We start from the raw sequence: 23,676 nt of genomic DNA on the forward strand, positions 1-23,676 counted from the left end.
CTTACTTAGCATTCCGGAAAACTCAGATTGGTTTCATCACCCATTTAAATATGAGTTTTCCGGATTTTTTCGTCAGGAAAGCAGATAATCTCGGCTAACAGACTGATAACCGCCCGCTTATATCGCCAAATTTTTCTCATTCTCACAGTCACAGAAAGACTTTTGTGCCAGTATTTCTGACAATTCAGGAAACGGAGAGAACAATGAATATCATCCCAAATAGCCTTCCGCCCGACCCGGATATGTGCAGCAGCACCGATAGCAATACGCGCAGTCCTTTGTCGCTCTACTCCGAATACCAACGCATGGATATCGAGCTACGCAGGCCCCAGCATATGGAAGCCTGCCACTGGCACGGGCAGGTCGAGGTGAATGTCCCTTTTGACGGCGACGTAGAATACTTAATCAATAATGAAACGGTGCAGATTAAGCAGGGACATATCACGATATTTTGGGCCTGTACTCCGCATCAGCTCACCCGTCCTGGTGAATGCAAAAATATGGCTATTTTTAGTCTTCCTATGCATCTTTTTCTCTCCTGGCCGCTGGACCGGCAGCTTATCAATCATGTCACCCACGGTACGGTGCTGAAATCCCTGACCGCGCAGCAGCTTAGCCCCTTTGAAGTTCAGCGCTGGCAGGAGGAGATCAGAAGCCCCAACGAGCAAATTCGCCAGTTAGTCATCGATGAAATCTGCCTTATGTTCAAACGTTTTAGCCTGTCAGGTTGGCAGCCGATTCTGGTGAATAAACCCGCCCGTACGCGCAGCAGCGGTAACAATGTGTCACGCCATGCACAATTTTATGTCAGCCAAATGCTGGAGTTTATCGGCAATAATTACGACCAGGCGTTGACCATCGAACAGGTTGCTGAACACGTCAAACTCAATCCGAATTATGCGATGGGGATATTTCAGCGCGTGATGCAGCTCACCATGAAGCAATATATTACTGCGATGCGCATTAACCATGTGCGGGCACTTCTTAGCGATACGGACAAGTCGATTCTGGATATCGCTCTCACCGCAGGGTTCCACTCCAGCAGTAGTTTCTACAGCACATTTAACAAATATGTCGGGATGTCGCCGCATAACTATCGCAAACTGCGCCAGTTAAGGAATGGCTGCTAATTAACCGGGTCGCTTAATAATCATGCGCGTCAGCCCAGTTGTGGAGAGGAAGTACAAGAGGCGTTCGCGCTGAAACAGTTCTGATTGCCTGGCGCTGAATATTGAGTGAAAAGCGGAACTTAAGCCAGGCCACAGAGGGCTCAAAAAAAGAGCCCAAAATTCAGCTGCAAGGTTGATAGCCCCCCGTTATTTCAATTTGAAACCGCGCTGTATGACTGTTTCACGTAATTTATTTCTTCCGCCTAAATAATCCATGCTTATCGCGGATTCAACTACGGATCCAGCCCAGGTTTTGTCACTCATATTCTGACGCTTACGGAATGCCTGATAAGCGGCTTCATATCTTTCAATACAGGTGCGATAACGACTCTCATCGTAATGATTGTAATGTAACACCATCGGCTGGGCAGGGCGCGGGCGAACGCTGCTGGTTCTGGTATCATCTGGCAATCCTACAGCCATCCCAAAAGTGACAAAGCTGTAATCAGGCAGGTTGATTATATCCGCAACCTCTTTCGCAATGTTACGCATGACGCCGAGATAAACTATCCCCAGGCTCATAGATTCCGCTGCAACGGCTGCGTTTTGGGCGGCAAGCGCTGCGTCAATCGAAGCCATCAGGAAAGAATCAAGGTAGTCGAGCACAACAGGCTCTTTCCCGGCATCCTTTGTAATTCCTGCACCACGTGACAGGTCTGCTACCCAGAGCAGCAATGCAGGAGCTTCCTCGATCCATGGGATACGGTCCACGGGTACTGAGCGGGCTACAGTGTCTGAAATTCGCTGTTTGAGGGCCGGGTCAGTAACGGCCACCAGGCTCCACTGGTTCAAGGCAGAAGAATTTGATGCCGACTGTGCCGCAGCAACCATCGTCTCTATTGCCCCATCCGGCAGAGCTTCAGGCAAAAATGTCCTGACAGATTTATGGCTCAGAAGCGCTTCTACCTGAGGCGTCCAGATAATGTTGTCAGGTTTTGGTTGCTCTGCACCGTATCGGGCCTCAAGCAATGCCTGCTGTTGTGCATTCATTTCGGTCATGGTTTTTACTCTCCTTCGGCAAATTTGATGACCGCAGGATAGCCGGGCTGACAAAACAGATAATCCCCTGATTTGCGACTTCAGTTTTCATATGTGTGCACAATCGGAGTGTATGCCTTAGAATTGAGGCATGGATCATCTATTAGCTATACGTATATTCCAGCGCATTGTTGAGACGCGCTCTTTCACAAAGGCCGCAGCACACCTGGACTTGCCACGCTCTACGGTCAGTAAGAACCTCAAAGAGTTAGAAGAGCATCTGGGTACTAAGCTGATACAGCGCACTACGCGCTCTGTCGCGTTAACCACTGAGGGTGCTGAGTATTACCGGAGGATCAGTAGGCTTGTCACTAAGCTTGATGAGACCGAAGGCGCAATACGAGATGTAGGGACAGCGGCGAAAGGAAGGCTGCGAATTGACCTTCATTCATCACTGGCCAATTTTGTATTGATGCCGGTTCTACAGGAGTTTCGGGAACGCTATCCGCATATTCAGCTGGCGCTTGGGGTGGGCGATCGCCCGGTTAATCTCATAGAGGAGGGGGTGGACTGCGCCATTCGCGCGGGAGAACTGGCGGACTCGTCTCTGATTGCGCGCACGCTGTATAAAGATCGCTTAATTACCTGTGCCAGCCCCGGATATCTTAAGCAGTATGGCGTGCCGAAAAACCTCTCCGATCTTAAGGATGGACATAAGATCGTCGGCTATTTCAGCGCCGCAACAGGTGAGGCATGGCCTCTGCGTTTCCGCAGCCGGGGAGACGATACACAGTTAGTGGCCTTTGATATCGCCGCGAACGACAGTGCCGCTCTGATTAGCATACTTGTACAGGGTATGGGCATCGGACAAACCCATGCTTCCGTTGCCAGGCGCTTTATAGAATCTGGTGAACTCGTTCCTGTTCTTGAAGACGTAACGCAAAGGCAATTTGAATCGCCACGGGTTTAACAGACACCTCAGAGTCATTTAAGATGGCTTAAAGAGAGGTGCCCATGAGCGGTAAGCGTTATCCCGAAGAGTTTAAAATTGAAGCAGTCAAACAGGTTGTTGATCGCGGTTATTCTGTTGCCAGCGTTGCAACACGTCTCGATATCACCACCCACAGCCTTTACGCCTGGATAAAGAAGTACGGTCCGGATTCTTCCGCTAATAAAGAACAGTCAGATGCTCAGGCCGAGATCCGCCGTCTCCAGAAAGAGCTGAAGCGGGTTACCGACGAACGGGACATATTAAAAAAAGCCGCGGCGTACTTCGCAAAGCTGTCCGACTGAGGTACGCCTTTATCCGTGACAACACCTGTTGCTGGCCTGTTCGCCTGCTCTGTCGGGTGCTGGATGTTCATCCCAGTGGTTTTTACGCCTGGCTTCAGCAGCCGCATTCACAACGCCATCAGGCAGACCTGAGACTGACAGGACAGATTAAACAGTTCTGGCTGGAATCGGGATGCGTCTATGGTTATCGCAAAATCCATCTGGATCTGCGGGACAGCGGGCAACAGTGCGGAGTGAACAGAGTCTGGCGACTGATGAAACGTGTCGGGATAAAGGCTCAGGTCGGATACCGGAGCCCGCGGGCACGTAAAGGCGAGGCCAGTATCGTGTCGCCCAACAGGCTCCAGCGACAGTTCAATCCGGATGCTCCGGATAAGCGTTGGGTAACGGACATAACCTACATCAGGACCCACGAAGGCTGGCTGTATCTTGCCGTGGTTGTTGATCTGTTCTCACGCAAAATTATCGGCTGGTCCATGCAATCCCGGATGACAAAGGACATTGTCCTGAACGCACTGCTGATGGCTGTATGGCGCCGTAATCCCCAAAAACAGGTGCTGGTTCATTCGGATCAGGGCAGTCAGTACACAAGCCATGAGTGGCAGTCGTTCCTGAAATCACACGGCCTGGAGGGCAGCATGAGCCGTCGCGGTAACTGCCATGATAATGCGGTTGCAGAAAGCTTTTTCCAGTTGTTGAAACGCGAACGGATAAAGAAAAAGATCTACGGAACGCGGGAAGAAGCCCGCAGCGATATTTTTGATTACATCGAAATGTTTTATAACAGTAAGCGTCGGCATGGTTCCAGCGATCAGATGTCACCGACAGAATATGAAAACCAGTATTATCAACGGCTAGGAAGTGTCTAGATTATCCGTGGCGATTCACGTCTTAACCCGGGTAGTAACGCCTGAGTCAGTAGAATTGAACCTGTCAGTCCCGAACTGACGGTATTGATAATCTCTGTGTTTGGTTGATCGTCTAACGTTCCTGACAGCCATTGAGCAGCATTAAGGATTAAAATGTCTATGGGTCTGTCTGAAGTTAACAACTGTGAAGAAAACTGAGAAAGGGATTCAGGCTGAGTCAAATCACAGATATACCCTTTCGCCATTCCGCCTTCAGCCTTGATGATACCGCAAGTTTTTTGAATATCATCAACACGCCTCGCGCAAAAATCTACCTCGACGCCTTCTCGTGCCAGCCACACGCTCAGCGCCTGACCAAATCCCGCGCCGCCACCGGTAATCACAGCTCTTTTACCTCTCAGCATCTTCATCCATCCTTTATTAATGATTGTGTGGATGTAGATATACATGAGGAGGTAGATTGGCATCTTTCAGTTAGTGCCATTTTGAGACGACAGGAAGACGCTGTATATCCAGACCTTTTGGTGCCTGAACATCGCATTAAGTATCGTTATGAATTTTCTGATGCAGACTGTAATAGCGACTTTTTAGGCTTTTCACGTGCAACGCGACGTATAGAGGTCACTAATCTAAGGGTTAATCAGCACTGCTGAACGCATAGCCATATAGAGTGTTGCCCGCCAGCTGCCCGCTGTCTCAGTCATTCGGGCATACGCCAACCAGCGTCGGAACAGGCAAAATAACCCACAACAGCGGAAGTGGTTTGTTGGTTGAACTCAGCCTGACGCATACATTATTGCTCTGATACAAGGGTTAAAATAATTTCAGCGTTGTTGCGTTGAAAAAAATAATAAATGCTGCAAAAAAATGTAAAGACCTGAGTGACATAATTTGTACTAAGCACAAAAGAGGATGAATTAGGGCACATAATAGAAAGCGCGTGAAAAAAACGCTAATTAATCGCCTTAAGTCAAATTAACGCCGCTTAACAGATCCATAGGCGCAAGGTTATGTAAGTGGTTGTTAAGATTAATCTTAGAATTGGCGGAAATAAGGACTATTCATTAGAGATGCTGAATGTTTTGGCGTAAATTTATTCGCAAAAATTATGTTACAAATTCTACGAATTTATTCACAACCAAGGACGTTTAGCGTATGGGGATCTTAAAACCTGGATTATTACTGACTGCTTTTGCGCTGACTGCATGTGGTGGCGGTGGCGGTGGCGGTGGCGGTGGTGGCGGTGGTAGCGACAGCACGCCTCCAGTAACCACTGCGCCTGTGCAAACGGATAACGGCAATACGGATACCACACCGGAAACCCCTGCCACGGCACCGGTCAGCCTGACCACCGGCGGTACCCTTTCTGGTTGGACCTACACCACCCCTGAGGGCCGTGAATATGTTTTGCGCAACTCCGGGATCTCTGCGGGCTCGGTGCAAACTCATGGGGTCACCCGTGGTGGTGGCCAATTCCTGATCTCCTCAACATCATGGTGCTGTGGCCGTATGAGTTACACCATCTTCGGTACCTGGACACAGCATGAAACAGGGCAGCATGAGGTCTTCTACACCGGGGATGCCACGCTCGCGGCTAACATGCCAACCCAGGGAACGGCGACCTATGTGGGTCAGGGTATGCGTGAAAGTAACCTGAGTGATGCTCGCTTTGACATTGATTTTGCGGCGAAAACCATCACTGGCACCATTGCCGCCAATGATACCTTTGGTAGCGAAATTGCGATGCAGGGCAACATTGCCAACGGTGGTTTCACCGGTAACGCGCAATCCGGCGGGCAGGAGGGGACGTTCACCGGACATTTCAATGGCCCTACGGCTGAAGAGTTGGGCGGTCTGGCGCAGTTTACAGACACGACTAAAAACGCATCCTTTGGCGCGACACGTCAATAAATCGTTTTCCGGTCAGCCTGGCTGACCGGACCTTCAGATGGTAAGCCTTTCTATGAATATTTTGCGTACTGGCGCACTGAGTTTGCTGTGCCCGCTCAGCGTTGCGTTTGCTGCGCCGCCGGAAACCGACTCGATTCCTGCTGCTCCCCACTTTGAACGACTGACCACGCCGGACAAGCGCACCGAGCCTGGCGACAAGACACTGCATGTTACTAATGCTCAACTGGCGGAACAGCCAGAGCTGGCGATGGCGCTGCTCGATCAGGCCATTCGTGAAGAAAAGTGGCCGATGGTTCGTGCCATTCTACCCGTCTATGCGGCGTCACCCAATCCGGATTCTACCCTGATTCATTTTGCGAAAGCCGGGCTGGCGCGCAGTCAGGGGCATTATGCAGAGGCGATTGAACACTATCGCGCTATTCTGACCAGGCACCCTGACTTTGCTGCGGTGCGTCTGGATTTAGCGCGTGCCATGTTTGAAAATCGTCAGTTTGACGCGGCTGATTATCAATTTCGTCGTGTATTACAAAGCAATCCGCCTGAAAATATCCAGCAGGTTATTGCACACTATCTTGAGCGCATTCAGAAAGGCAGCGCATTAACGGGTTCATTCAGCGTGAGTTATCTGAATGACAGCAATGTGAATAACGCTTCATCGGGTAAAACCATTCGGGTTGGCGATCGTCTGTTTATTCGTAATAAGGATAGTTTCCCTCAGCGCGGAGAAGGTTTCTGGTTCAATGGCGCATTACAAAAAGATGTCCAACTCTACGATCAGCATGGCTTGCGATTTCTAGGTACGGTAAACGGTAAGAGTTACTGGAATAATCATGATTTTGATGATATTACCACCCGTGCTTATGCTGGATATCAATGGCGTAATTTCCGGCAGCAATTTGCCCTGTTGCCTTTTTATGAAAAAAGATGGTATGGCACCGAGGCGTACTCTTCTGGCCCTGGCGTCCGCGCCGAATACAGTTATTTACTTACGCCCACATGGCAGGTGAGTCAGGCGCTGGAATATCAGAAACTGGATTATGATGATGAAAATTATCGATTCTTGCGCGGGCAAAATCGTTACTCTTCCACAACCCTGTCCCATGCCTTCAGTAACCGGGTGTCAGGGTTTGCCGGCTTCGATCTGCTCGATCAGCAGACCTTCACTCGCAGTGAGTCTAACCACCGGGTAGGCTTGCGCAGCGGGGTGCAGGTTGATATGCCCTGGCAACTCTCTTTTGCCGCCACCACGGCCATTGCCAGACGCAATTATCAGGCCGACAGTGATATCTTTTCGACGCGACGGAAAGATAACGAACAGATCTATAACCTCTCGCTCTGGCATCGCGACCTTTATTTCTTTGGGGTGATGCCGAAACTGAATTTCACCTATAAACGGGTCGATAGCAATATCGATTTCTATGATTATCGACAGAGAAATGTCACGCTTTCTGTGGATAAGAATTTTTAACAGACGTTTGCCAGGCCATTTTAGTGAGTATGCAGAAAAAGACTAATACGAAAGAATGAATTTAACATGAAAAGCACGCTCCGGCGTGTTTTTTTATTTCATGAGTTGGTAAAAGGCAAGCGTGGCTGCTAACTTTTCGAGTGCCGCTCATGCGTTTTTTTCAAAACAAGTAGTCATTGGCTGGATAATGGTAAATACGAAAAAAGTATGACATTACAAATTCATCTGTACTTTTTTGTTTCTTGCTTAGTTATTAAATTTCCGTCATCTTTTAGTCATGAATAAATGAAAAGCTCACATTAAAACAGAGATTAAGGGTTAGCCATGTTCAGAGTTTCCTGCTCCTCTTGCGTTATTAAACCCTTACGTTCAGGACGATATTTATTAATGGTGAGCATGTTATTCCCGACATGGGCATACGCCGAAATGTCTGCCTACGACGAACTTATTATTCAGGCACGGGATGGCGACCGCCAGCCTTTATTGCAATACCTTGCCGTTCGGGAAAAGCAGACACAGTTAACGGCGGGAGAGATTGCTGACTGGCTTCAGGTTTCCTCATGGGCCAATAATGACGTGGAGACGCTGGCGGTATGGGATCGTTATCGCCATAGCATGGCCATCCCTGCCAGAGGGCAGGTCGCTGCCGCCCGCGCGCTGCGTAACCAAAAGCAGTGGAATGACTCGCTGGCCGTCTGGGAAACCGTTCTGCAAGATGAGCCCGGCAATAGCGACGCCCGCACCGGCTGGATAATGACGCTCGCAGATGCCCATCGCAACGAGCAGGCCATCACCGAAGCCCGGCGCTGGGCAGACGAGGAGCCGGGGCCAGAGAGGGAGGCACTGCTGGCTTATGTTTATCATGCTCAGGGGAAAAACTGGGATTCAGTACTGGCGGCCAGCCAAATCGATACCGATTCAGACCACAACAAAAACGTGGTGCCCACGCTGCTGGCTGCCATGTCGGCCAACCGCATTGCCGGCCCCGCGCTGACCCTTTCAGAGCGCTTCCCGCAGCCTGATGCCATTACACGTCAACTTGAACTGGATGCGGCGGCGCAAACCGTCCGCACTGCGTTTACGCCCACCCGCAATGAAGAGGAACGATTTCTGGTGGCAGATAAAGCACTGGCTCGCTATGACGCGCTGATTGCCGAGTGGAAATCCCATCCCGAGGCGCAAGGTGATGTGCGACGCGCCAGAATTGACCGGCTGGGGGCGCTGGTTATCCGTAAACGCATGGATGAAGCGATTGCCGAATTTGAATCGCTCGAGGCGAGCGGAACGCCGGTTCCTGACTACGCCAGACGATGGGTCGCTTCTGCATATCTTGCGCAGAAGCAGCCGGACAAAGCCGAGTCGCTGCTTGAAAGCATCTATTTTCCACGTGGCTCGACCCTGGCATCACAGCCGTTGACCATGGACGATCAACAGGAACTGCTGTTTGCCCGTCTCGATAACAACCATTTCGACGAAGCGAAGCAGCAACTGGATACATACACTAAAGAGAACCCTTACCTGCGACAAATCTACGGTTCTCCTACGCCGGAGCCCAATGACAGCTGGCTGCTGGCAAGAACCTTAAAAACCGAATATCTGGTCGCTACCAATAATTTGCCTGCAGCCGAGACGCATGCGGAGCGGTTGGCGCGTACAGGATCGGGTAACCAGGCACTGCGTATTGCCTATGCGTCAGTGCTGCTGGCGAGAGGATTACCCCGTGCCGCAGAGCGCGAACTTAAGCTTGCCGAAGTCATTGAACCCAGCAACCTGGAGCTGGAACGGCAACAAGCATGGACGGCCATGGAGCTACAGGAGTGGCAGCAGGCCAACGAACTGACGAAGGATGTAGTTACCCGCAGCCCGGATGACGCCGCCACGTTGCAGCTTGAACGACTGATGGCGTTGCATAACAAAGCTGAACTGCGGATAGCCGGGTCTCAGGGCATCTCATCCGACAGTCCGGTCAGTGGCAAAAATGATTTTACCCTCAACGCTGCGCTTTATAGCCCACCTGTTAACCAAAACTGGCGACTGTTTACCGGCTACAACTTTGCCCGTGGCGAATTTGAGGAGGGGAAGGGAATAAGCCGGGACCTGCTGGCGGGCGTGGAATGGACGTCAAGGAATAGCTGGGCCGAAATGGAGGTCTCCGGGCGCAACGATGGCAGCGATCAGAAAATCGGCGGACGCCTCTCTGGCTGGTACGATTTCAGCGACAGCTGGCGGGTCGGGGGCTCGGCGGAGCGGTTATCCCGTAACACGCCGCTGCGTGCCCTGCGCAATGGGGTAAACGCCAACGGTGGCGATCTGTGGTTACGCTGGTATCAGAACGAACGACGCGAATATCAAGTTTCGCTTTTCGGTGCCCATTTCACCGACGGCAACGATCGACTGGAATACGGCATCAGCGGTAAAGAACGCCTCTGGACGCTACCACGTTTTACTCTGGATTTTCTCCCCGGCATCGGCGGCAGCCATAACAGCAAAGAAAATGTGCCTTATTACAACCCCAAACGCGATCTTGCAGCGGTTGCAGGGCTGCGCGCCGAACAGGTGCTGTACCGCCATTACGACACGGTCTGGAAGCAGCAGTTTGAGGCGGGGGCGGGCGGCTACTGGCAAAAAGGGCACAGTGCCGGGGCCATCAATCAGTTAGGTTACGGGCAACGTATTCAATGGAATAACGTAGTGGATGCCGGGGTGAAACTGACCTGGGATAAGCGTCCATACGACGGGAAGCGGGAGCGCAATATTGCCCTCGCATTTGATCTGAATGTCAGGTTTTAAGGGCGCTTCATGATGAAACGATGGCTTCTCGCCGCGAGGGTAATCGTCGGGTGGATGATGATGAGCATGTGTGCATTGGCCGCGGCACCGCGTTACCTTCCTCCCGCCGAGCGTCCGGCGCTGTATGCGGACCAGCGCTGGCCCACAAACAGCTTTCTGGTGCTGGGCTGGCATGACGTGGAGGACGGTGCCGCCGATCAGCGCTATCTGTCCGTGCGCACCAGCGCCCTGAACGACCAGTTTGCCTGGTTGCATGATAACGGCTACCACCCGATTAGCGTGCAGCAGGTGCTGGATGCCCATGCCGGAAAAATCACCTTGCCTGAAAAGGCGGTGATGCTGACCTTTGATGATGGATACAGTAGCTTCTCGACACGCGTTTTGCCGCTGCTTCGGTTGTTCAAATGGCCTGCTCTGTGGGCGCCTGTCGGCAGTTGGGTGGATGCACCGGAACATTCGCTGGTGGATTTTGGCGGACTAAAGACGCCGCGGGAAAAGTTTGCCACCTGGAAGATGGTACGCGAGGCCAGCGAGTCGGGGCTCGTGGAAGTGGGGGCGCACACCTGGGCATCCCATTACGGCCATCAGGCCAATCCGCAAGGCAGTAAGGAGCCCGCAGTCGCTAACCGGTTTTACGATAAAACCAGCGGACAGTACGAAACGGATGCGCAGTTTGAACAGCGTATTCGTGCTGACCTGTCGCGCATTTCGGGCAAAATCGAAGAGGTCACCGGGAAAGCACCGCGAGCCTGGGTCTGGCCCTACGGTGCGGCGAGCGGGACAACACTGAAGCTCGCGCATCAGCAGGGCTACCAGATAGCTTTCACCCTGAACCAGGGGCTGGCGAATGCCGCAAATCTGGAAGATGTTCCCCGGGTGCTGATTTCCAACAACCCTTCGCTGCGTAGCTTCGCCAGCCAGATAGCTCAGGTCAGGGAACCTGAGACCATGCGGGTTATGCATGTCGATCTCGACTATGTGTACGACAAAAACCTGGCTCAACAGCGTAAAAATATCGATCTGCTCATTCAGCGGGTTTTCGATATGAAGATCACCCATGTCTTTTTACAGGCCTATGCCGATCCGAAAGGGGACGGCAACGTCAATGCGCTCTATTTCCCCAGTCGCTGGCTCCCTATGCGGGCGGATCTGTTTAACTTCGTTTCCTGGCAGTTGCAGACCCGTGCCGCAGTGAAGGTTTACGCCTGGATGCCGGTACTGGCGTTTGGGTTAGACCCCTCGGTGCCTCGCGTGGCGGCCTGGTCGTCAGACACCGGACGAATTGCGCCAGATAATCGCCAGTATTTGCGCTTATCACCCTGGAGTGCGGTTGCCCGGCAGAGAATCAACGACATCTACGAGGACCTGGCGCGCCATGCCAACTTCAGCGGCATTCTGTTCCATGATGACGCTTTTTTGACCGACTTTGAGGATGCCTCCCCGGATGCGCTCAAAGCCTATCGTTTAGCAGGCTTCCCGGACGATCTCGCGCAGATTCGCGCCAACCCGGAACTGCTGGCGCGCTGGACGCGCTTTAAAAGTCGCGCCCTGATTGATTTTACCCGGGAGCTCACGCAAACCGTGCGTGCCGTGCGCGGCCCACAGATCAAAACCGCCCGCAACATTTACGCCATGCCGGTACTGGATCCCCAGAGCGAAACCTGGTTTGCGCAGAATCTGAATGATTTTCTCGGCACCTACGACTGGACAGCCCCGATGGCGATGCCGCTGATGGAGAATGTCCCGGTCAACGATGCCAATGCCTGGCTGGACAGACTCGTCGGGCAGGTAGCCCGTTACCCCGGCGCGCTGGATAAAACGGTCTTTGAACTTCAGGCACGCGACTGGCGTAAGGGGGCAGGGCAGGACAACATTAGCGGTGAAATGCTTAACGGGTGGATGCGGCAGCTCAAGCTGAGCGGTGCCAGAAACTATGGCTACTACCCGGACGATTTCATTAACGATCAACCCCGGATGGCAGAGATCCGTTCTGCTTTTTCCTCCTACTGGTATCCGCAAAAATGACCGATCGCCTCATCGCCTTTCTGATCCTTTGCCTGATGTTCAGTTTTCCGCTCGGCGTGGCGGTGATTTTTACCGGTGAAGTGATCCTTGATTTCGTCTTTTTCTGGCCGCTGTTTATGTCGGCCCTCTGGATAAGCGGTGGGCTTTACTTCTGGTTTCACCGCGAGCGCCACTGGCCATGGGGGCCGGGCACACCGCCACCTGTACTCGAAGGCAATCCGCTGATTTCCATTCTTGTGCCGTGCTTTAACGAAGGGCTGAATGCCCGTGAGACTATCGAAGCGGCGCTGGCGCAACGTTATGAAAATATAGAAGTGATTGCTATCAATGACGGTTCTATCGACAGCACCGCTGCCGTACTGGACAAGTTAGCAAGTGAGTATGCGCGGCTGCGGGTAATTCATCTGGCGGAAAATCAGGGTAAAGCGGTAGCCCTGCAGGCGGGTGCCGCGGCGGCGCGCAGTGATTTTCTGGTGTGTATTGATGGTGATGCGCTGCTGGATAAAGATGCGGCGGTGTATATGGTCGCACCGCTGCTCAATCACCCTCGCGTGGGGGCCGTGACCGGTAATCCGCGTATCCGTACGCGTTCAACGCTGGTTGGGCGAGTCCAGGTGGGGGAATTTTCATCTATCATCGGCCTTATCAAGCGTACCCAGCGCGTCTATGGTCAGGTCTTTACCGTTTCCGGTGTCATTGCCGCTTATCGCCGTCGCGCCCTGGCAGAGGTGGGGTACTGGAGCCCGGATATGATCACGGAAGATATTGATATCAGTTGGAAGTTACAACTGCGCCACTGGTCAATTTTCTTCGAACCTCGTGCGCTGTGCTGGATTTTGATGCCCGAGACGCTTAAAGGGCTCTGGAAGCAGCGTCTGCGCTGGGCGCAGGGGGGCGCGGAGGTGTTTATCGTCAATATGCGTCGCTTGTGGAACTGGGAGTACCGCCGCATGTGGCCTCTGTTTATTGAGTTTTGTATGTCAACCGCATGGGCCTTTGCCTATGCCGTCAGCATTCTGTTGTTTATCTTCGGGCTGCTTATTCCGATGCCCGATTCTTTATATGTTCAGCACCTTTTCCCACCGGCTTTTACTGGCCTGATGCTGGGCGTGGTCTGTCTGTTGCAGTTCACGGTCAGTCTGATTATCGAAAGACGCTACGAGAAAGGTATTGCGGCGTCTCTGTTCTGGATTATCTGGTTTCCGGTGGTGTACTGGATGTTGAGCCTGTTCACTACGCTTGTGGCTTTCCCGAAAGTCATGCTGCGCCGCAAACGCAGCAGAGCTCGTTGGGTGAGTCCCGATCGCGGTATTGGGAGATTAAAACCATGATCCAACCTTTAATTTTTACTGAACAACGGCTGTTTCCACGCGCGCTGGATTCCCTGTTAACCATCGTTGCCTGGCTGGGGTTTGGCTGGCTGATTTACAGTGGTCTGATAACCGCGATTGAACACAATCCTTTTATGGGGACCAGACCGTTCTACACCACGCTCAGTACGTTGAGTATCTACCTGCTGGTGGCCTGTCTTATAAGTCTGGCGCTGATCGCCTGGGCAAAATACAACCAGCTGCGCTTTCGTATTGAGCGTCGTAAGCGCCGGCCTGAACTTGAGCGCCATGAAGTTGCGGCAAGTTTCAATATCACCCCCGAACTGGCGCTAATGATGAGTCAGGCCAAAGTCTTTACCCTCGCTCATTATGATACGGGGGCAATTGACCGCGTGTGGATGGCGAAAATTCTCGCTAACGTGCAGCGCGAGTAACGAAAAACCTGCCGGTAATTCCGGATGTTTGCTGGCAGGTTTTTTATGGAGTACCTGCGGCTCGCTTAATACAGGAGGGCGGAATAGGCATGCGTAGAGCGATGCCTGTAATGACGCCGGGGATCACGTAGTGAAACGGTCTGACAAACCGGCTGAGGCATTAACCTGCTCAGGCGTGAACAGGCCTTTTCGCAATAATTCAGAGATAAAACCGAAATAAGCTGTGCCGCGCGCCAGGAAGAGCATCACTGGACGCTGCGATTCCGCTTTCGAAAATATATGCGCCGCCTGCAAGCACCGGGGGGGATTTTTAAATTTTATTTAGTTAGCGGTGGGCTGTCGCCCAATGCTAATATTACGATTCAGTGACAATACGGTCGGTTTCTCGTGGGCATACTGCATCGAACAAAGTCTTTGGCGCGGAAGAACTTGCCATCAATACTCATTTCTCCGTACATCATATCGTTGATAGAGTATTACCGCGTAACGTCTTAGAAGGTGATGGCTTTATCTCCGCACTGATTCCGCTTACCGGCCGCTTTGCTTGCCTTTATTTAAATTAACAGATTGATACTTCTTACACACCATTATTATTAGTAGTTTCTCACAAAACCTTTAACACCGGGTTGCCGGGTGATGCTGCCAACTTACTGATTTAGTGTATGATGGTGTTTTTGAGGTGCTCCAGTGGCTTCTGTTTCTATCAGCTGTCCCTCCTGTTCAGCTACTGACGGGGTGGTGCGTAACGGCAAAAGCACCGCCGGACATCAGCGCTATCTCTGCTCTCACTGCCGTAAAACATGGCAACTGCAGTTCACTTACACCGCTTCTCAACCCGGTACGCACCAGAAAATCATTGATATGGCCATGAATGGCGTTGGATGCCGGGCAACCGCCCGCATTATGGGCGTTGGCCTCAACACGATTTTCCGCCATTTAAAAAACTCAGGCCGCAGTCGGTAACCTCGCGCATACAGCCGGGCAGTGACGTCATCGTCTGCGCGGAAATGGACGAACAGTGGGGATACGTCGGGGCTAAATCGCGCCAGCGCTGGCTGTTTTACGCGTATGACAGGCTCCGGAAGACGGTTGTTGCGCACGTATTCGGTGAACGCACTATGGCGACGCTGGGGCGTCTTATGAGCCTGCTGTCACCCTTTGACGTGGTGATATGGATGACGGATGGCTGGCCGCTGTATGAATCCCGCCTGAAGGGAAAGCTGCACGTAATCAGCAAGCGATATACGCAGCGAATTGAGCGGCATAACCTGAATCTGAGGCAGCACCTGGCACGGCTGGGACGGAAGTCGCTGTCGTTCTCAAAATCGGTGGAGCTGCATGACAAAGTCATCGGGCATTATCTGAACATAAAACACTATCAATAAGTTGGAGTCATTACCGGGTTGCCGAAAGCACAGTATTGTAATACTTTGACATTTTATTTTATTAATGGACTTGCTATGAAAATAACCACCTTACTAAATGCAGGAATACTTACGCTGCTCCTTGCGGGTTGTAACGACAACGATTTTAAATCACGTACAATTACTATTGAAGGCCTTAAGCTAGAGTTATCTGGTAGTAAACTTGTAGGGAAAGCAGGGAATAAAAGCGAAACCTGCGCTGTAGACACCTATAAATCGGACAGAGAAGGTGATGAAAAAGTCTGGAGTGAATATATTATATATAAGTGTGGGGAGCGCAGCTTTATCAGAGTTGATTTCAAATACCCCGTAACCAGCGCGGACCCAATGCCAATTAGGTCTGGCAGCACAAATAATCGTTTCATGGAACCGAAATACTTCACCTGGGCCGATGTAAAAATGTAGTAGTTCCGGCCTTACCTTGCTGGAACAATTCCAGTGTAGACAGTGCTTTCGGTGGTTCGCGCATTAATTGCGCCGATCCAGTGCATTGCAGCATGTCTGCGGTACGCAGCGACTTATCATCTGTATTCAGCCACTGGCCAGATAACGTCATGCTTTTGTTCGCCTCGTCCCATGTCATGTTGTATTGCGTATAGCTTCCGCCCAGCTCAGCATAGATACGGAAGAAACCCTGCTGCCCACGGTGATCAAGGGGGCCGCCAGGAAACGGAATCTATGGTCACTCCCGTTTTTGCAACACCGATTTTGACGACAAGTTGGCTTGCTTGAATCTATCCGGCGTCTGAATGGGATTTTATTCCCGCGCCTTGATGAGTTCCGCGCCTGATGAACCTCCAGAAAATATACGGCTTCAATGAGCCTTTCCGTTTTACAGGTTCCTCAACAGGCCGGTGGGCCGTTAGTATCATCAATATCAGTATTCGCAAAACCAGATCAGTAATTCTTTAAACCGGTGTATTTCTGCCGTTATGCTACATAAGTTTGCTGTCGTGCCGTTAGGGCCCAGGCTATTCTGGCCAGCTTGTTTGCCAGAGCACAAGTGACGACAAAGTTGCTTTTCCGGCACAGTAAATCCCTGACCCAATCGGCCAATTTGCCAGACTGGTGTTCCAGTTTTTGTATGAATACCCTGGCACATTGAACCAACAAAGTTCGGATCTTTTTATTACCTCGCTTACTAATTCCCAGCAATGTCGTCCTACCTCCCGTGCTGTACTGCCGAGGTACAAGCCCTGTTGCCGCCGCAAAGTCACGGCTGCTGGCGTACTGCTTCCCGTCGCCAATCTCAGTTGAAATAGTACTCGCTGTCAGTGTTCCGACGCAGGGAATGCTCAGCAAGCGCTGTCCAACCTCATCTTCGTCCAACTTTCGTTTCAACTGGGATTCCAAATCTTTAATCTGCTCAACAAGATAGTGATAATGCTGTTGTAATTTCAGCAATAACTGGCTGAGGTAAAGAGGCAAACTATTATCCTCAAGAATGGTACTCAGTCGGCTAATAACGGCAGCTCCTCGGGGAACGCTAATGCCAAATTCCAGCAGAAAAGCATGCATTTGATTGGTTGTTTTTACCTTATCCTGAACCAGGGATTCACGGACACGATGCAGAGCCCGCATTGCCTGCTGAGATTCCGTTCTGGGCTGCACAAAACGCATAGACGGACGCGATGCAGCTTCACAAATAGCTTCGGCGTCGACAAAGTCGTTTTTATTGCTTTTAACGAACGGGCGGACAAATTGTGGTGATATCAGCTTTGGGGAATGCCCCAACTCTTCCAACTTGCGTGCCATAAAGTGAGAACCGCCACAGGCTTCCATTGCGATGGTTGTAGCGGGGCATGTCGCCAAAAATTCGATCAACTTTGGCCGGGTAAATTTTTTACGGTAAACAGCCTTCCCGCGACGATCCTGGCAATGAATATGGAAAGAGTTTTTACCCAGATCGATACCAATGAGCGCAATGTTTTCCATGATAGTTCTCCGAATGAAAGCCTGTCCTCAGCATAGTACCGGGAAGGAGGGAGTGACCATCTCATTAAATATCCTACGCTAAGCTTGTTTCTTAAGTAGGCATGACAGGCAGCTTCGAGCGCTCTGCGGACATTATTGTCAGTATTGTGTATGAAAACGGGTGGCAGGTTAGCTGATATGAAAATCGCCACGCTAACAGCGTGGCGACTGAAGGGCTTGCGTTATCCGTTGTCCTTCTCATCCAGAGCTTGACGGTATCTTGCTCGTTCGCCTTCATCCAGATTTGGATCTGATAACACAGATCTCCCTTTGATGGCTAAATCCGTATCTATTTCTGTCTGGGTAGCATAAGTCTTAGTTATAGTTCCGTTTGGATATGCAGTCCCGTTAGTCAATGGCCCACCAGTACCTCGGGCGAAAGCCAATGAAACAACACCCACAGCCAGTAACGCTGCTATCAACGGATAAAAAAACGTAGGTGAGACTTCTTCCAGAAACAAGCTCAGCCGTACGAATGGAATAACCGAACATAGAATAAGAGCGCTACTTGCGAGAAACCATGACTTCAGTCTACCACTTTCATGCCTGAGTATGGAGTAAAGACAAATCAATCCTACGACGACTAAGACGGTAAACGTGATAATCAGCGTCAGGTTAACTTGATTAGAAATCCAATATAGGGAATTTCCAGCGGAGTATACGATTGAAAAGAGAACTAATGGGGCCAGCCGTTTAATGTTCTTACTGACGGCAAAATACAACGCTAATACCGGAATAGCGTTGATGATGCTGCCTATTAATATAGGCATGAAGGGGATGGGCATATTGAACCTCGAGAAGTTTATGTGAATACACAATATGAAGTGATTCAGGGTGGCAATGACTATATTTGGTACAGAACTGCCTGTCAAATGAGGTTTCCCTCTTTGCCATAGATGTTTTGGCTCACAAATCAAAGCTAATTCGGCCCGGAATATCCCGGCAAGATTTCTCTTTCCGACCGAACGACCAGGCCAATACTGTTAATTACAATCGCAGCAATGACATTAAAAATTATTTCACCAGAGGTGGCTGGCAGCTTCTTCCCACCATAGCCAGTCCCACCGCTATAGTTCCCTGAATTCGCGTTGTCAGATGAAGATACGTAGGAGTAGTTGTAGCTGGAAGTATGGTGCCGGGTCTTACTGCGCTCATTTTCTCCACAGTCAGGGCAATAGCGATCAGAAACCATCGACTTCATATTTCTATTGTTTTTATGGCTTGCCGTGTTGTGCTTAAACTAAAATTTTTGCAGTGCTTTCCTTAGGTGTAGCTTTTACTTTTGCAAAAGTTACTGTTTCTATCAATCCCCATTTTTAGTGGGTGCCAGGTTTGCCATACACGTCTGCCATCAGCCCCGTTTGACCTGTTTTTCTGTATGCCTGGATAACCGCGCACCGCAGATCGCTCAAGCTAGTGACAAATGCAAAATACGTTCTAATATTCTGTAGGACAAAAACTGAGAACATGGAGTTTCTTATGACGGTTGCTATGTTGACAGCCTTATCTGCGTTGCTGATTGTGTCGGGGCTTATCTACTTTTTGAGGCAGTTAGTAAATACATGGTGTGACCCCGAACGTCACTAGGCAGGCGGAGGTTGCCCTGATGGATTTCCTTCGCCGGCAACAGGCTATGCAGGGCGCAGGCTACCACCTGTGAACATTTACAATGTAGGGATCGACAGCCGCATCCTGGAAACAACCGCCTCCGGGCGGTTTTTAGTGCCAGATGAATTGTGTCGTTTGCGGATTAAAGGTTAAGGTGGCTGCACTCCAGTTCTTTTCGGCACGCATTTTCTCTATGCAATGCGTGGCGTAAAGAGCATCTGGTGGAGTGAAAGAGGTATATTCGCGTCCGCGGGTTAACTTGAAATCATGTTTAGAGCCAAAAATTAAACCCTGAATGCGTATGCCTTCATTTTAGGTCCTTATACGGAAAAAACGACGCGTACACCATGCGATAATGTTTTCCCTTCATTAGATATAATCAAGGATATAAGCATGCATACGCGCACAACCCTTTTTGAACAATGGCTCCAGTACTCGATGACGACCTACTGTGATACATGGCCACCCACACTAACAGACGCCATAGGATTGCTAGCCGTGGTTATCACGCTTCTGGCTGTGAAAAGGAATTCGTATACAACGCTTCGGATCTACATACCCGCTTTCTTGAATGTTTTTATACTTTCGCGAAAATAAAAAGTTACTTTTTGGAGAAACAGCCGTCATTCGCTGGCTTTTCTCATATCTTCAGGGCTGCCACCTCGTTCAGGACGCCATAACTCCCTGCCACCAGGCTGGATTACGGCAATAAAAAAGCAGGATTAACATCCTGCTTTAGTGTGTTTAGCTTTCGCTAAACTATTTGCCAGATAGATTTCGCCAGATACTCTGGCTAATCCCAAAAGCCATTGCTAAACAAAACCCGCCGGCAGACCATCGTTCAATCCCCTCTGCCATAATGAATATGGCAATTCCTGTCACCGCCAGTGGCAGCGCAGCGATAAAGAAAAGAGCGACATTACAGAACACCTGGCCTGCAGTAAGTTTTTGAGACATGGTAATACCCTTATTGAACGAAACCGTCGACAACAGTTGTTGTTATTCTTGGGTGGTTTTTTTTCGTTCAAGGGGAAAGAGCACTATCTCATCGCTGGTCTTTCCGGGCAATCCTGATTTTTTGTAGGGAGCCGCCAGTGAATCCCCGTCGGGTGATGGCAGATTATTTCACATTCAGGGTAAGCCTTATTATGATGCCATGTTGCACGTTTGGACTTACAGAAGGATGAGCATGGATTTTTCCCCTTTACTACACGCGTTGGCTGCCGTAACGATCCAGTGTCTTTTCGGCCTGAAACTGGGCAGATGGGGAATCGGTGGTGCGCTGGGTTCCCTGTGGTTTATCGCCCGTGAGCAGACCCAGGCTGAATACCGCTGGATTGCCCTGTTTGGCCAGGGTAAGCGCGCCAACATGCCGTGGTGGGGCGGGTTTGACTGGCAGGTGTGGAATATGGCCAGCCTGCTCGACTGGCTGGTTCCGGTTATCGCCTGTACAGCCGTCTGGCTAGTCGCGCGTTACCGTTCATCCTCAACCCGCTCAGAGCTCGTTTAACCTTCATTTATCTTTCTCATGCTAACCTGGTCAGGATCCGCAGCCCGGTATGGAATGCCGGGTCCGTAGATATCAAAATACAAATCTATCCATGCAAGCATTTACCGCCAGTCTCTGGCGGTTTTTTTTTGCCCTTCAGACCAACATGAATTTTTTTCAATACCGTTGAATTTTTCTCGTTTGCCGTGCGGCGCAGGCTATGACATCTTTTGGACATATAGCCATCCAGAAGTCTAAATGTTCAAGTAATGAATTATCACTGTCGGCAATTACCTGGCGGCAGTTAAAGGAGATAAGCATGCAGCGACAACACGCCCCGAACCGTGCCGATGTGGTAGGCAGTTTCTTACGTCCCGACGCCATCAAACAGGCGCGGGTGAAGTTCGCCAGCGGTGAAATCGACGCGCAGCAACTGCGTGCGGTAGAAGACGAGGCGATTCGCCATGTAGTAGAGCAGCAGTGCGCCTGCGGCTTAAACGTAGTGACCGACGGCGAGTTCCGTCGCGCCTGGTGGCACTTTGATTTCTTCGACGGCCTGCAGGGCGTGGAGCGTTACGAAGCTGAGCAGGGGATCCAGTTTAACGGCGTGCAGACCAAAGCCCACGGCGTGCGCGTCACCAGCAAGCTGGGGTTCGGCAGCCATCCGATGCTGGAGGACTTCCGCTATCTGCAAAGCGTCAGCGGTAACGCCCAGCCGAAGATGACCATCCCGAGCCCGAGCGTGCTGCACTTCCGCGGTGGCCGCAAAGGTATCGATGCCACCGTCTACCCGGATCTGGATGTTTATTTTGACGACCTGGCGCAGACCTGGCGCGATGCCATTCACGCTTTCTACGCGGCGGGCTGTCGCAACCTGCAGCTGGACGACACCGTCTGGGCCTACCTCTGCTCCGACGATCAGCGCCGCCAGATCCGCGAGCGCGGCGATGACCCGGACCAGCTGGCGCATACCTATGCCCGGGTGCTGAATAAGGCCCTGGAAGGCAAGCCGGACGACCTGACCATCGGACTGCACGTCTGTCGCGGTAACTTCCGTTCGACCTGGATCTCCGAAGGAGGCTACGAGCCGGTGGCCGAAATTCTGTTTGGCACCGTCAACGTCGATGCCTTCTTCCTCGAATACGACAACGATCGTAGCGGCGACTTTGCCCCGTTACGCTTTGTCCGTCCGGGCAAGCAGCAGGTGGTGCTGGGGCTGATCACCACCAAAAGCGGCGAGCTGGAAAACCCGGAAGGGGTGAAAGCGCGTCTGGAAGAGGCGGCGAAGTACGTGGCGAAAAGCCAGATCTGCCTCAGCCCGCAGTGCGGCTTTGCCTCCACCGAAGAGGGCAACGCCCTGACCGAAGCCCAGCAGTGGGATAAGGTTCGCCTGGTCACCCAAATCGCCAGCGAAGTCTGGTAACGGCTTATCCACAGCGTTGCATTAATTAAGTGCAACGCTGTGCCATTCTGATCCGCCCCTGCGTTTAAAACCCTCTCCAGCCTCCTGATCCTGCTGATTTTTCGTTCTGGCATCCTTTTTGCTCTGTCTAACCCTGAATGCTTTTTCTGCGTCCGCCCCGTAACGGACGATTTCGCACAGCGTTGTTTTTCAGGAGTGAAAATTATGCATCGTCGTACCTTGTTAAAAGCCTTTGCTTTATCGGCCTCCGTGGTGGCCATGGGGATGAGTTTCAGCGTGCAGGCAGCCGACACCATCAAGATTGGCATCATGCACTCGCTCTCCGGCACGATGGCGATTTCCGAAACGCCGCTGAAAGATGTGGCGCTGATGACCATCGACGAGATCAACGCCAAAGGCGGCGTGCTGGGCAAAAAGCTGGAGCCGGTGGTGGTGGATCCCGCCTCCAACTGGCCGCTGTTTGCTGAGAAAGCCCGTCAGCTGTTAAGCCAGGATAAGGTGGCGGCGGTCTTTGGCTGCTGGACCTCGGTCTCGCGCAAATCGGTGTTGCCGGTGTTTGAGGAGCTGAACGGTCTGCTGTTCTACCCGGTGCAGTACGAAGGGGAAGAGATGTCCCCGAACGTCTTCTACACCGGCGCAGCACCTAACCAGCAGGCCATCCCGGCGGTGGAGTACCTGATGAGCGAAGACGGCGGGGCGGCGAAGCGCTTCTTCCTGCTGGGTACCGACTATGTCTACCCGCGCACCACCAACAAAATTCTGCGCGCCTTCCTGCACTCAAAAGGGGTGCAGGATAAAGATATCGAAGAGGTCTACACCCCGTTCGGCCATAGCGATTACCAGACCATCGTCGCCAGCATCAAGAAATTCTCTGCCGCAGGCAAAACCGCGGTGGTCTCCACCATTAACGGTGACTCCAACGTGCCGTTCTACAAAGAGCTGGCTAACCAGGGCGTAAAAGCCACCGACGTACCTGTCGTCGCCTTCTCGGTGGGTGAAGAGGAGCTGCGCGGTATCGATACCAAACCGCTGGTGGGTAACCTGGCGGCGTGGAACTACTTCGAATCGGTGGATAACCCGGCCAACCAGACCTTCGTCGCGGCCTATAAAAACTGGGCCAAAGCGCAGAAGCTGCCGAACGCCGGCACGGTGGTGACCAACGACCCGATGGAAGCGACCTATGTGGGGATTCACATGTGGGCCCAGGCAGTGGAAAAAGCGGGCACCACCGACGTGGATAAAGTCCGCGCCGCCATGGCAGGCCAGTCCTTCAAAGCACCATCGGGCTTCACCCTGACCATGGATGCCACCAACCACCACCTGCATAAGCCAGTGATGATTGGCGAAATCGAGGGTAACGGCCAGTTCAACGTGGTGTGGCAGACCGAAGCCCCGGTCCGCGCTCAGCCCTGGAGCCCGTATATCGCCGGGAATGACAAAAAGCCCGACACCCCGATCAAAACTGCCAGCAACTGAATCCGGATCATAAA

The 23,676-nt window shown here is 51.6% G+C and carries 18 protein-coding genes and 2 pseudogenes; 14 read left to right on the plus strand and 6 right to left on the minus strand.

The window, feature by feature from the left end:
- Positions 1 to 203 precede the first annotated feature (203 nt).
- Positions 204 to 1,130 carry a transcriptional regulator MelR gene (gene melR, locus GNG27_RS11080; protein ID WP_142489322.1) on the plus strand — a complete coding sequence of 309 codons (927 nt, stop codon included), beginning with the start codon at positions 204 to 206 and terminating at the stop codon, positions 1,128 to 1,130.
- Positions 1,131 to 1,316: 186 nt separating this feature from the next.
- On the opposite strand, the gene GNG27_RS11085 is transcribed toward melR, so the two are convergent.
- Positions 1,317 to 2,168: a nitroreductase family protein gene (locus tag GNG27_RS11085; protein WP_156263699.1), complete on the minus strand. Its 852-nt coding sequence runs from the start codon at positions 2,166 to 2,168 to the stop codon at positions 1,317 to 1,319.
- Between the two features lie 130 nt (positions 2,169 to 2,298).
- On the opposite strand from GNG27_RS11085, the gene GNG27_RS11090 reads away from it, so the two are divergent.
- Both GNG27_RS11090 and GNG27_RS11095 read left to right on the plus strand, forming a co-directional pair.
- Positions 2,299 to 3,117 carry a LysR family transcriptional regulator gene (locus GNG27_RS11090; protein WP_156263700.1) on the plus strand — a complete coding sequence of 273 codons (819 nt, stop codon included), beginning with the start codon at positions 2,299 to 2,301 and terminating at the stop codon, positions 3,115 to 3,117.
- A 44-nt stretch (positions 3,118 to 3,161) separates the two neighbouring features.
- Positions 3,162 to 4,309 (plus strand): IS3 family transposase gene (locus tag GNG27_RS11095; protein WP_089518920.1). Its coding sequence is split into 2 segments (ribosomal slippage): positions 3,162 to 3,399 and positions 3,399 to 4,309, totalling 1,149 coding nucleotides; the frame shifts between segments, so codons are not numbered across the junction.
- A gap of 11 nt (positions 4,310 to 4,320) precedes the next feature.
- On the opposite strand, the pseudogene GNG27_RS11100 reads toward GNG27_RS11095, so the two are convergent.
- A pseudogene (locus tag GNG27_RS11100) lies at positions 4,321 to 4,713 on the minus strand (SDR family NAD(P)-dependent oxidoreductase); the annotation flags it as partial.
- 751 nt (positions 4,714 to 5,464) lie between these two features.
- On the opposite strand from GNG27_RS11100, the gene GNG27_RS11105 reads away from it, so the two are divergent.
- The 6 genes from GNG27_RS11105 (at position 5,465) to pgaD (ending at position 14,268) form a co-directional block, all read left to right on the plus strand.
- Positions 5,465 to 6,220 carry a Slam-dependent surface lipoprotein gene (locus GNG27_RS11105; protein WP_156263701.1) on the plus strand — a complete coding sequence of 252 codons (756 nt, stop codon included), beginning with the start codon at positions 5,465 to 5,467 and terminating at the stop codon, positions 6,218 to 6,220.
- Between the two features lie 52 nt (positions 6,221 to 6,272).
- Positions 6,273 to 7,688, plus strand: coding sequence for a surface lipoprotein assembly modifier (locus GNG27_RS11110; RefSeq protein ID WP_197090582.1), 1,416 nt, complete (start codon positions 6,273 to 6,275; stop codon positions 7,686 to 7,688).
- 324 nt (positions 7,689 to 8,012) lie between these two features.
- Positions 8,013 to 10,478, plus strand: coding sequence for a poly-beta-1,6 N-acetyl-D-glucosamine export porin PgaA (gene pgaA / locus GNG27_RS11115; protein WP_156263703.1), 2,466 nt, complete (start codon positions 8,013 to 8,015; stop codon positions 10,476 to 10,478).
- A gap of 9 nt (positions 10,479 to 10,487) precedes the next feature.
- Positions 10,488 to 12,503 carry a poly-beta-1,6-N-acetyl-D-glucosamine N-deacetylase PgaB gene (pgaB, locus tag GNG27_RS11120; RefSeq protein WP_142489370.1) on the plus strand — a complete coding sequence of 672 codons (2,016 nt, stop codon included), beginning with the start codon at positions 10,488 to 10,490 and terminating at the stop codon, positions 12,501 to 12,503.
- A complete protein-coding gene (pgaC, locus tag GNG27_RS11125; protein WP_156263704.1) occupies positions 12,500 to 13,834 on the plus strand; it encodes a poly-beta-1,6-N-acetyl-D-glucosamine synthase in 1,335 nt (444 codons plus the stop codon). The genes pgaB and pgaC overlap by 4 nt, the downstream gene beginning before the upstream one ends.
- Positions 13,831 to 14,268 carry a poly-beta-1,6-N-acetyl-D-glucosamine biosynthesis protein PgaD gene (gene pgaD / locus GNG27_RS11130; RefSeq protein ID WP_156263705.1) on the plus strand — a complete coding sequence of 146 codons (438 nt, stop codon included), beginning with the start codon at positions 13,831 to 13,833 and terminating at the stop codon, positions 14,266 to 14,268. Before pgaC ends, pgaD begins: the two co-directional genes overlap by 4 nt.
- A gap of 144 nt (positions 14,269 to 14,412) precedes the next feature.
- Here pgaD and GNG27_RS23875 read toward each other — a convergent pair.
- Positions 14,413 to 14,505: pseudogene (locus GNG27_RS23875) on the minus strand (nucleoside recognition family protein); the annotation flags it as partial.
- Between the two features lie 450 nt (positions 14,506 to 14,955).
- Here GNG27_RS23875 and GNG27_RS11135 point away from each other — a divergent pair.
- Positions 14,956 to 15,653, plus strand: a protein-coding gene (locus tag GNG27_RS11135) for an IS1-like element IS1B family transposase (RefSeq protein WP_095033700.1) whose coding sequence is annotated in 2 segments (ribosomal slippage) — positions 14,956 to 15,205 and positions 15,205 to 15,653 — 699 coding nt in all. Because the reading frame shifts where the segments join, the coding sequence is not laid out codon by codon here.
- A 75-nt stretch (positions 15,654 to 15,728) separates the two neighbouring features.
- Complete coding sequence (locus GNG27_RS11140) at positions 15,729 to 16,097, plus strand: hypothetical protein (protein ID WP_156263706.1); 369 nt, start codon at positions 15,729 to 15,731, stop codon at positions 16,095 to 16,097.
- Positions 16,098 to 16,622: 525 nt separating this feature from the next.
- On the opposite strand, the gene GNG27_RS11145 is transcribed toward GNG27_RS11140, so the two are convergent.
- The 3 genes from GNG27_RS11145 to GNG27_RS11155 all read right to left on the minus strand — a co-directional run bounded on the left by GNG27_RS11145 (position 16,623) and on the right by GNG27_RS11155 (position 20,231).
- Positions 16,623 to 17,627: an IS110-like element IS4321 family transposase gene (locus GNG27_RS11145; protein WP_000427623.1), complete on the minus strand. Its 1,005-nt coding sequence runs from the start codon at positions 17,625 to 17,627 to the stop codon at positions 16,623 to 16,625.
- Positions 17,628 to 17,848: 221 nt separating this feature from the next.
- Positions 17,849 to 18,451: a hypothetical protein gene (locus GNG27_RS11150; RefSeq protein ID WP_142489374.1), complete on the minus strand. Its 603-nt coding sequence runs from the start codon at positions 18,449 to 18,451 to the stop codon at positions 17,849 to 17,851.
- Positions 18,452 to 20,033: 1,582 nt separating this feature from the next.
- Positions 20,034 to 20,231, minus strand: coding sequence for a hypothetical protein (locus GNG27_RS11155; RefSeq protein ID WP_156263707.1), 198 nt, complete (start codon positions 20,229 to 20,231; stop codon positions 20,034 to 20,036).
- 226 nt (positions 20,232 to 20,457) lie between these two features.
- Between GNG27_RS11155 and GNG27_RS11160 the strand changes: the two genes are divergently transcribed.
- The 3 genes from GNG27_RS11160 to urtA all read left to right on the plus strand — a co-directional run bounded on the left by GNG27_RS11160 (position 20,458) and on the right by urtA (position 23,662).
- Positions 20,458 to 20,784, plus strand: a complete 327-nt coding sequence (locus GNG27_RS11160) for a hypothetical protein (protein ID WP_197090583.1) — start codon at positions 20,458 to 20,460, stop codon at positions 20,782 to 20,784.
- A gap of 298 nt (positions 20,785 to 21,082) precedes the next feature.
- On the plus strand, positions 21,083 to 22,186 hold the full coding sequence (locus GNG27_RS11165) for a cobalamin-independent methionine synthase II family protein (RefSeq protein ID WP_156263709.1): 1,104 nt from the start codon (positions 21,083 to 21,085) through the stop codon (positions 22,184 to 22,186).
- A 204-nt stretch (positions 22,187 to 22,390) separates the two neighbouring features.
- Positions 22,391 to 23,662, plus strand: a complete 1,272-nt coding sequence (gene urtA, locus GNG27_RS11170; RefSeq protein WP_142489378.1) for an urea ABC transporter substrate-binding protein — start codon at positions 22,391 to 22,393, stop codon at positions 23,660 to 23,662.
- Positions 23,663 to 23,676 lie beyond the last annotated feature (14 nt).

It is taken from the genome of Leclercia sp. 119287, from assembly GCF_009734485.1.
Taxonomy (GTDB): Bacteria; Pseudomonadota; Gammaproteobacteria; order Enterobacterales; family Enterobacteriaceae; genus Enterobacter; species Enterobacter adecarboxylatus_C.

Bases quoted from the DNA above. Each gene is read 5' to 3' on its own strand.
- GNG27_RS11160 (WP_197090583.1), top strand. From the start codon at position 20,458: ATGAGCATGGATTTTTCCCCTTTACTACACGCGTTGGCTGCCGTAACG.
- GNG27_RS11110 (WP_197090582.1), top strand. From the start codon at position 6,273: ATGAATATTTTGCGTACTGGCGCACTGAGTTTGCTGTGCCCGCTCAGC.
- GNG27_RS11155 (WP_156263707.1), bottom strand. From the start codon at position 20,231: ATGTCTCAAAAACTTACTGCAGGCCAGGTGTTCTGTAATGTCGCTCTT.
- pgaD (WP_156263705.1), top strand. From the start codon at position 13,831: ATGATCCAACCTTTAATTTTTACTGAACAACGGCTGTTTCCACGCGCG.
- pgaA (WP_156263703.1), top strand. From the start codon at position 8,013: ATGTTCAGAGTTTCCTGCTCCTCTTGCGTTATTAAACCCTTACGTTCA.
- GNG27_RS11165 (WP_156263709.1), top strand. From the start codon at position 21,083: ATGCAGCGACAACACGCCCCGAACCGTGCCGATGTGGTAGGCAGTTTC.
- GNG27_RS11145 (WP_000427623.1), bottom strand. From the start codon at position 17,627: ATGGAAAACATTGCGCTCATTGGTATCGATCTGGGTAAAAACTCTTTC.
- GNG27_RS11150 (WP_142489374.1), bottom strand. From the start codon at position 18,451: ATGCCCATCCCCTTCATGCCTATATTAATAGGCAGCATCATCAACGCT.
- GNG27_RS11105 (WP_156263701.1), top strand. From the start codon at position 5,465: ATGGGGATCTTAAAACCTGGATTATTACTGACTGCTTTTGCGCTGACT.
- GNG27_RS11140 (WP_156263706.1), top strand. From the start codon at position 15,729: ATGAAAATAACCACCTTACTAAATGCAGGAATACTTACGCTGCTCCTT.
- pgaB (WP_142489370.1), top strand. From the start codon at position 10,488: ATGATGAAACGATGGCTTCTCGCCGCGAGGGTAATCGTCGGGTGGATG.
- GNG27_RS11085 (WP_156263699.1), bottom strand. From the start codon at position 2,168: ATGACCGAAATGAATGCACAACAGCAGGCATTGCTTGAGGCCCGATAC.
- melR (WP_142489322.1), top strand. From the start codon at position 204: ATGAATATCATCCCAAATAGCCTTCCGCCCGACCCGGATATGTGCAGC.
- urtA (WP_142489378.1), top strand. From the start codon at position 22,391: ATGCATCGTCGTACCTTGTTAAAAGCCTTTGCTTTATCGGCCTCCGTG.
- pgaC (WP_156263704.1), top strand. From the start codon at position 12,500: ATGACCGATCGCCTCATCGCCTTTCTGATCCTTTGCCTGATGTTCAGT.
- GNG27_RS11090 (WP_156263700.1), top strand. From the start codon at position 2,299: ATGGATCATCTATTAGCTATACGTATATTCCAGCGCATTGTTGAGACG.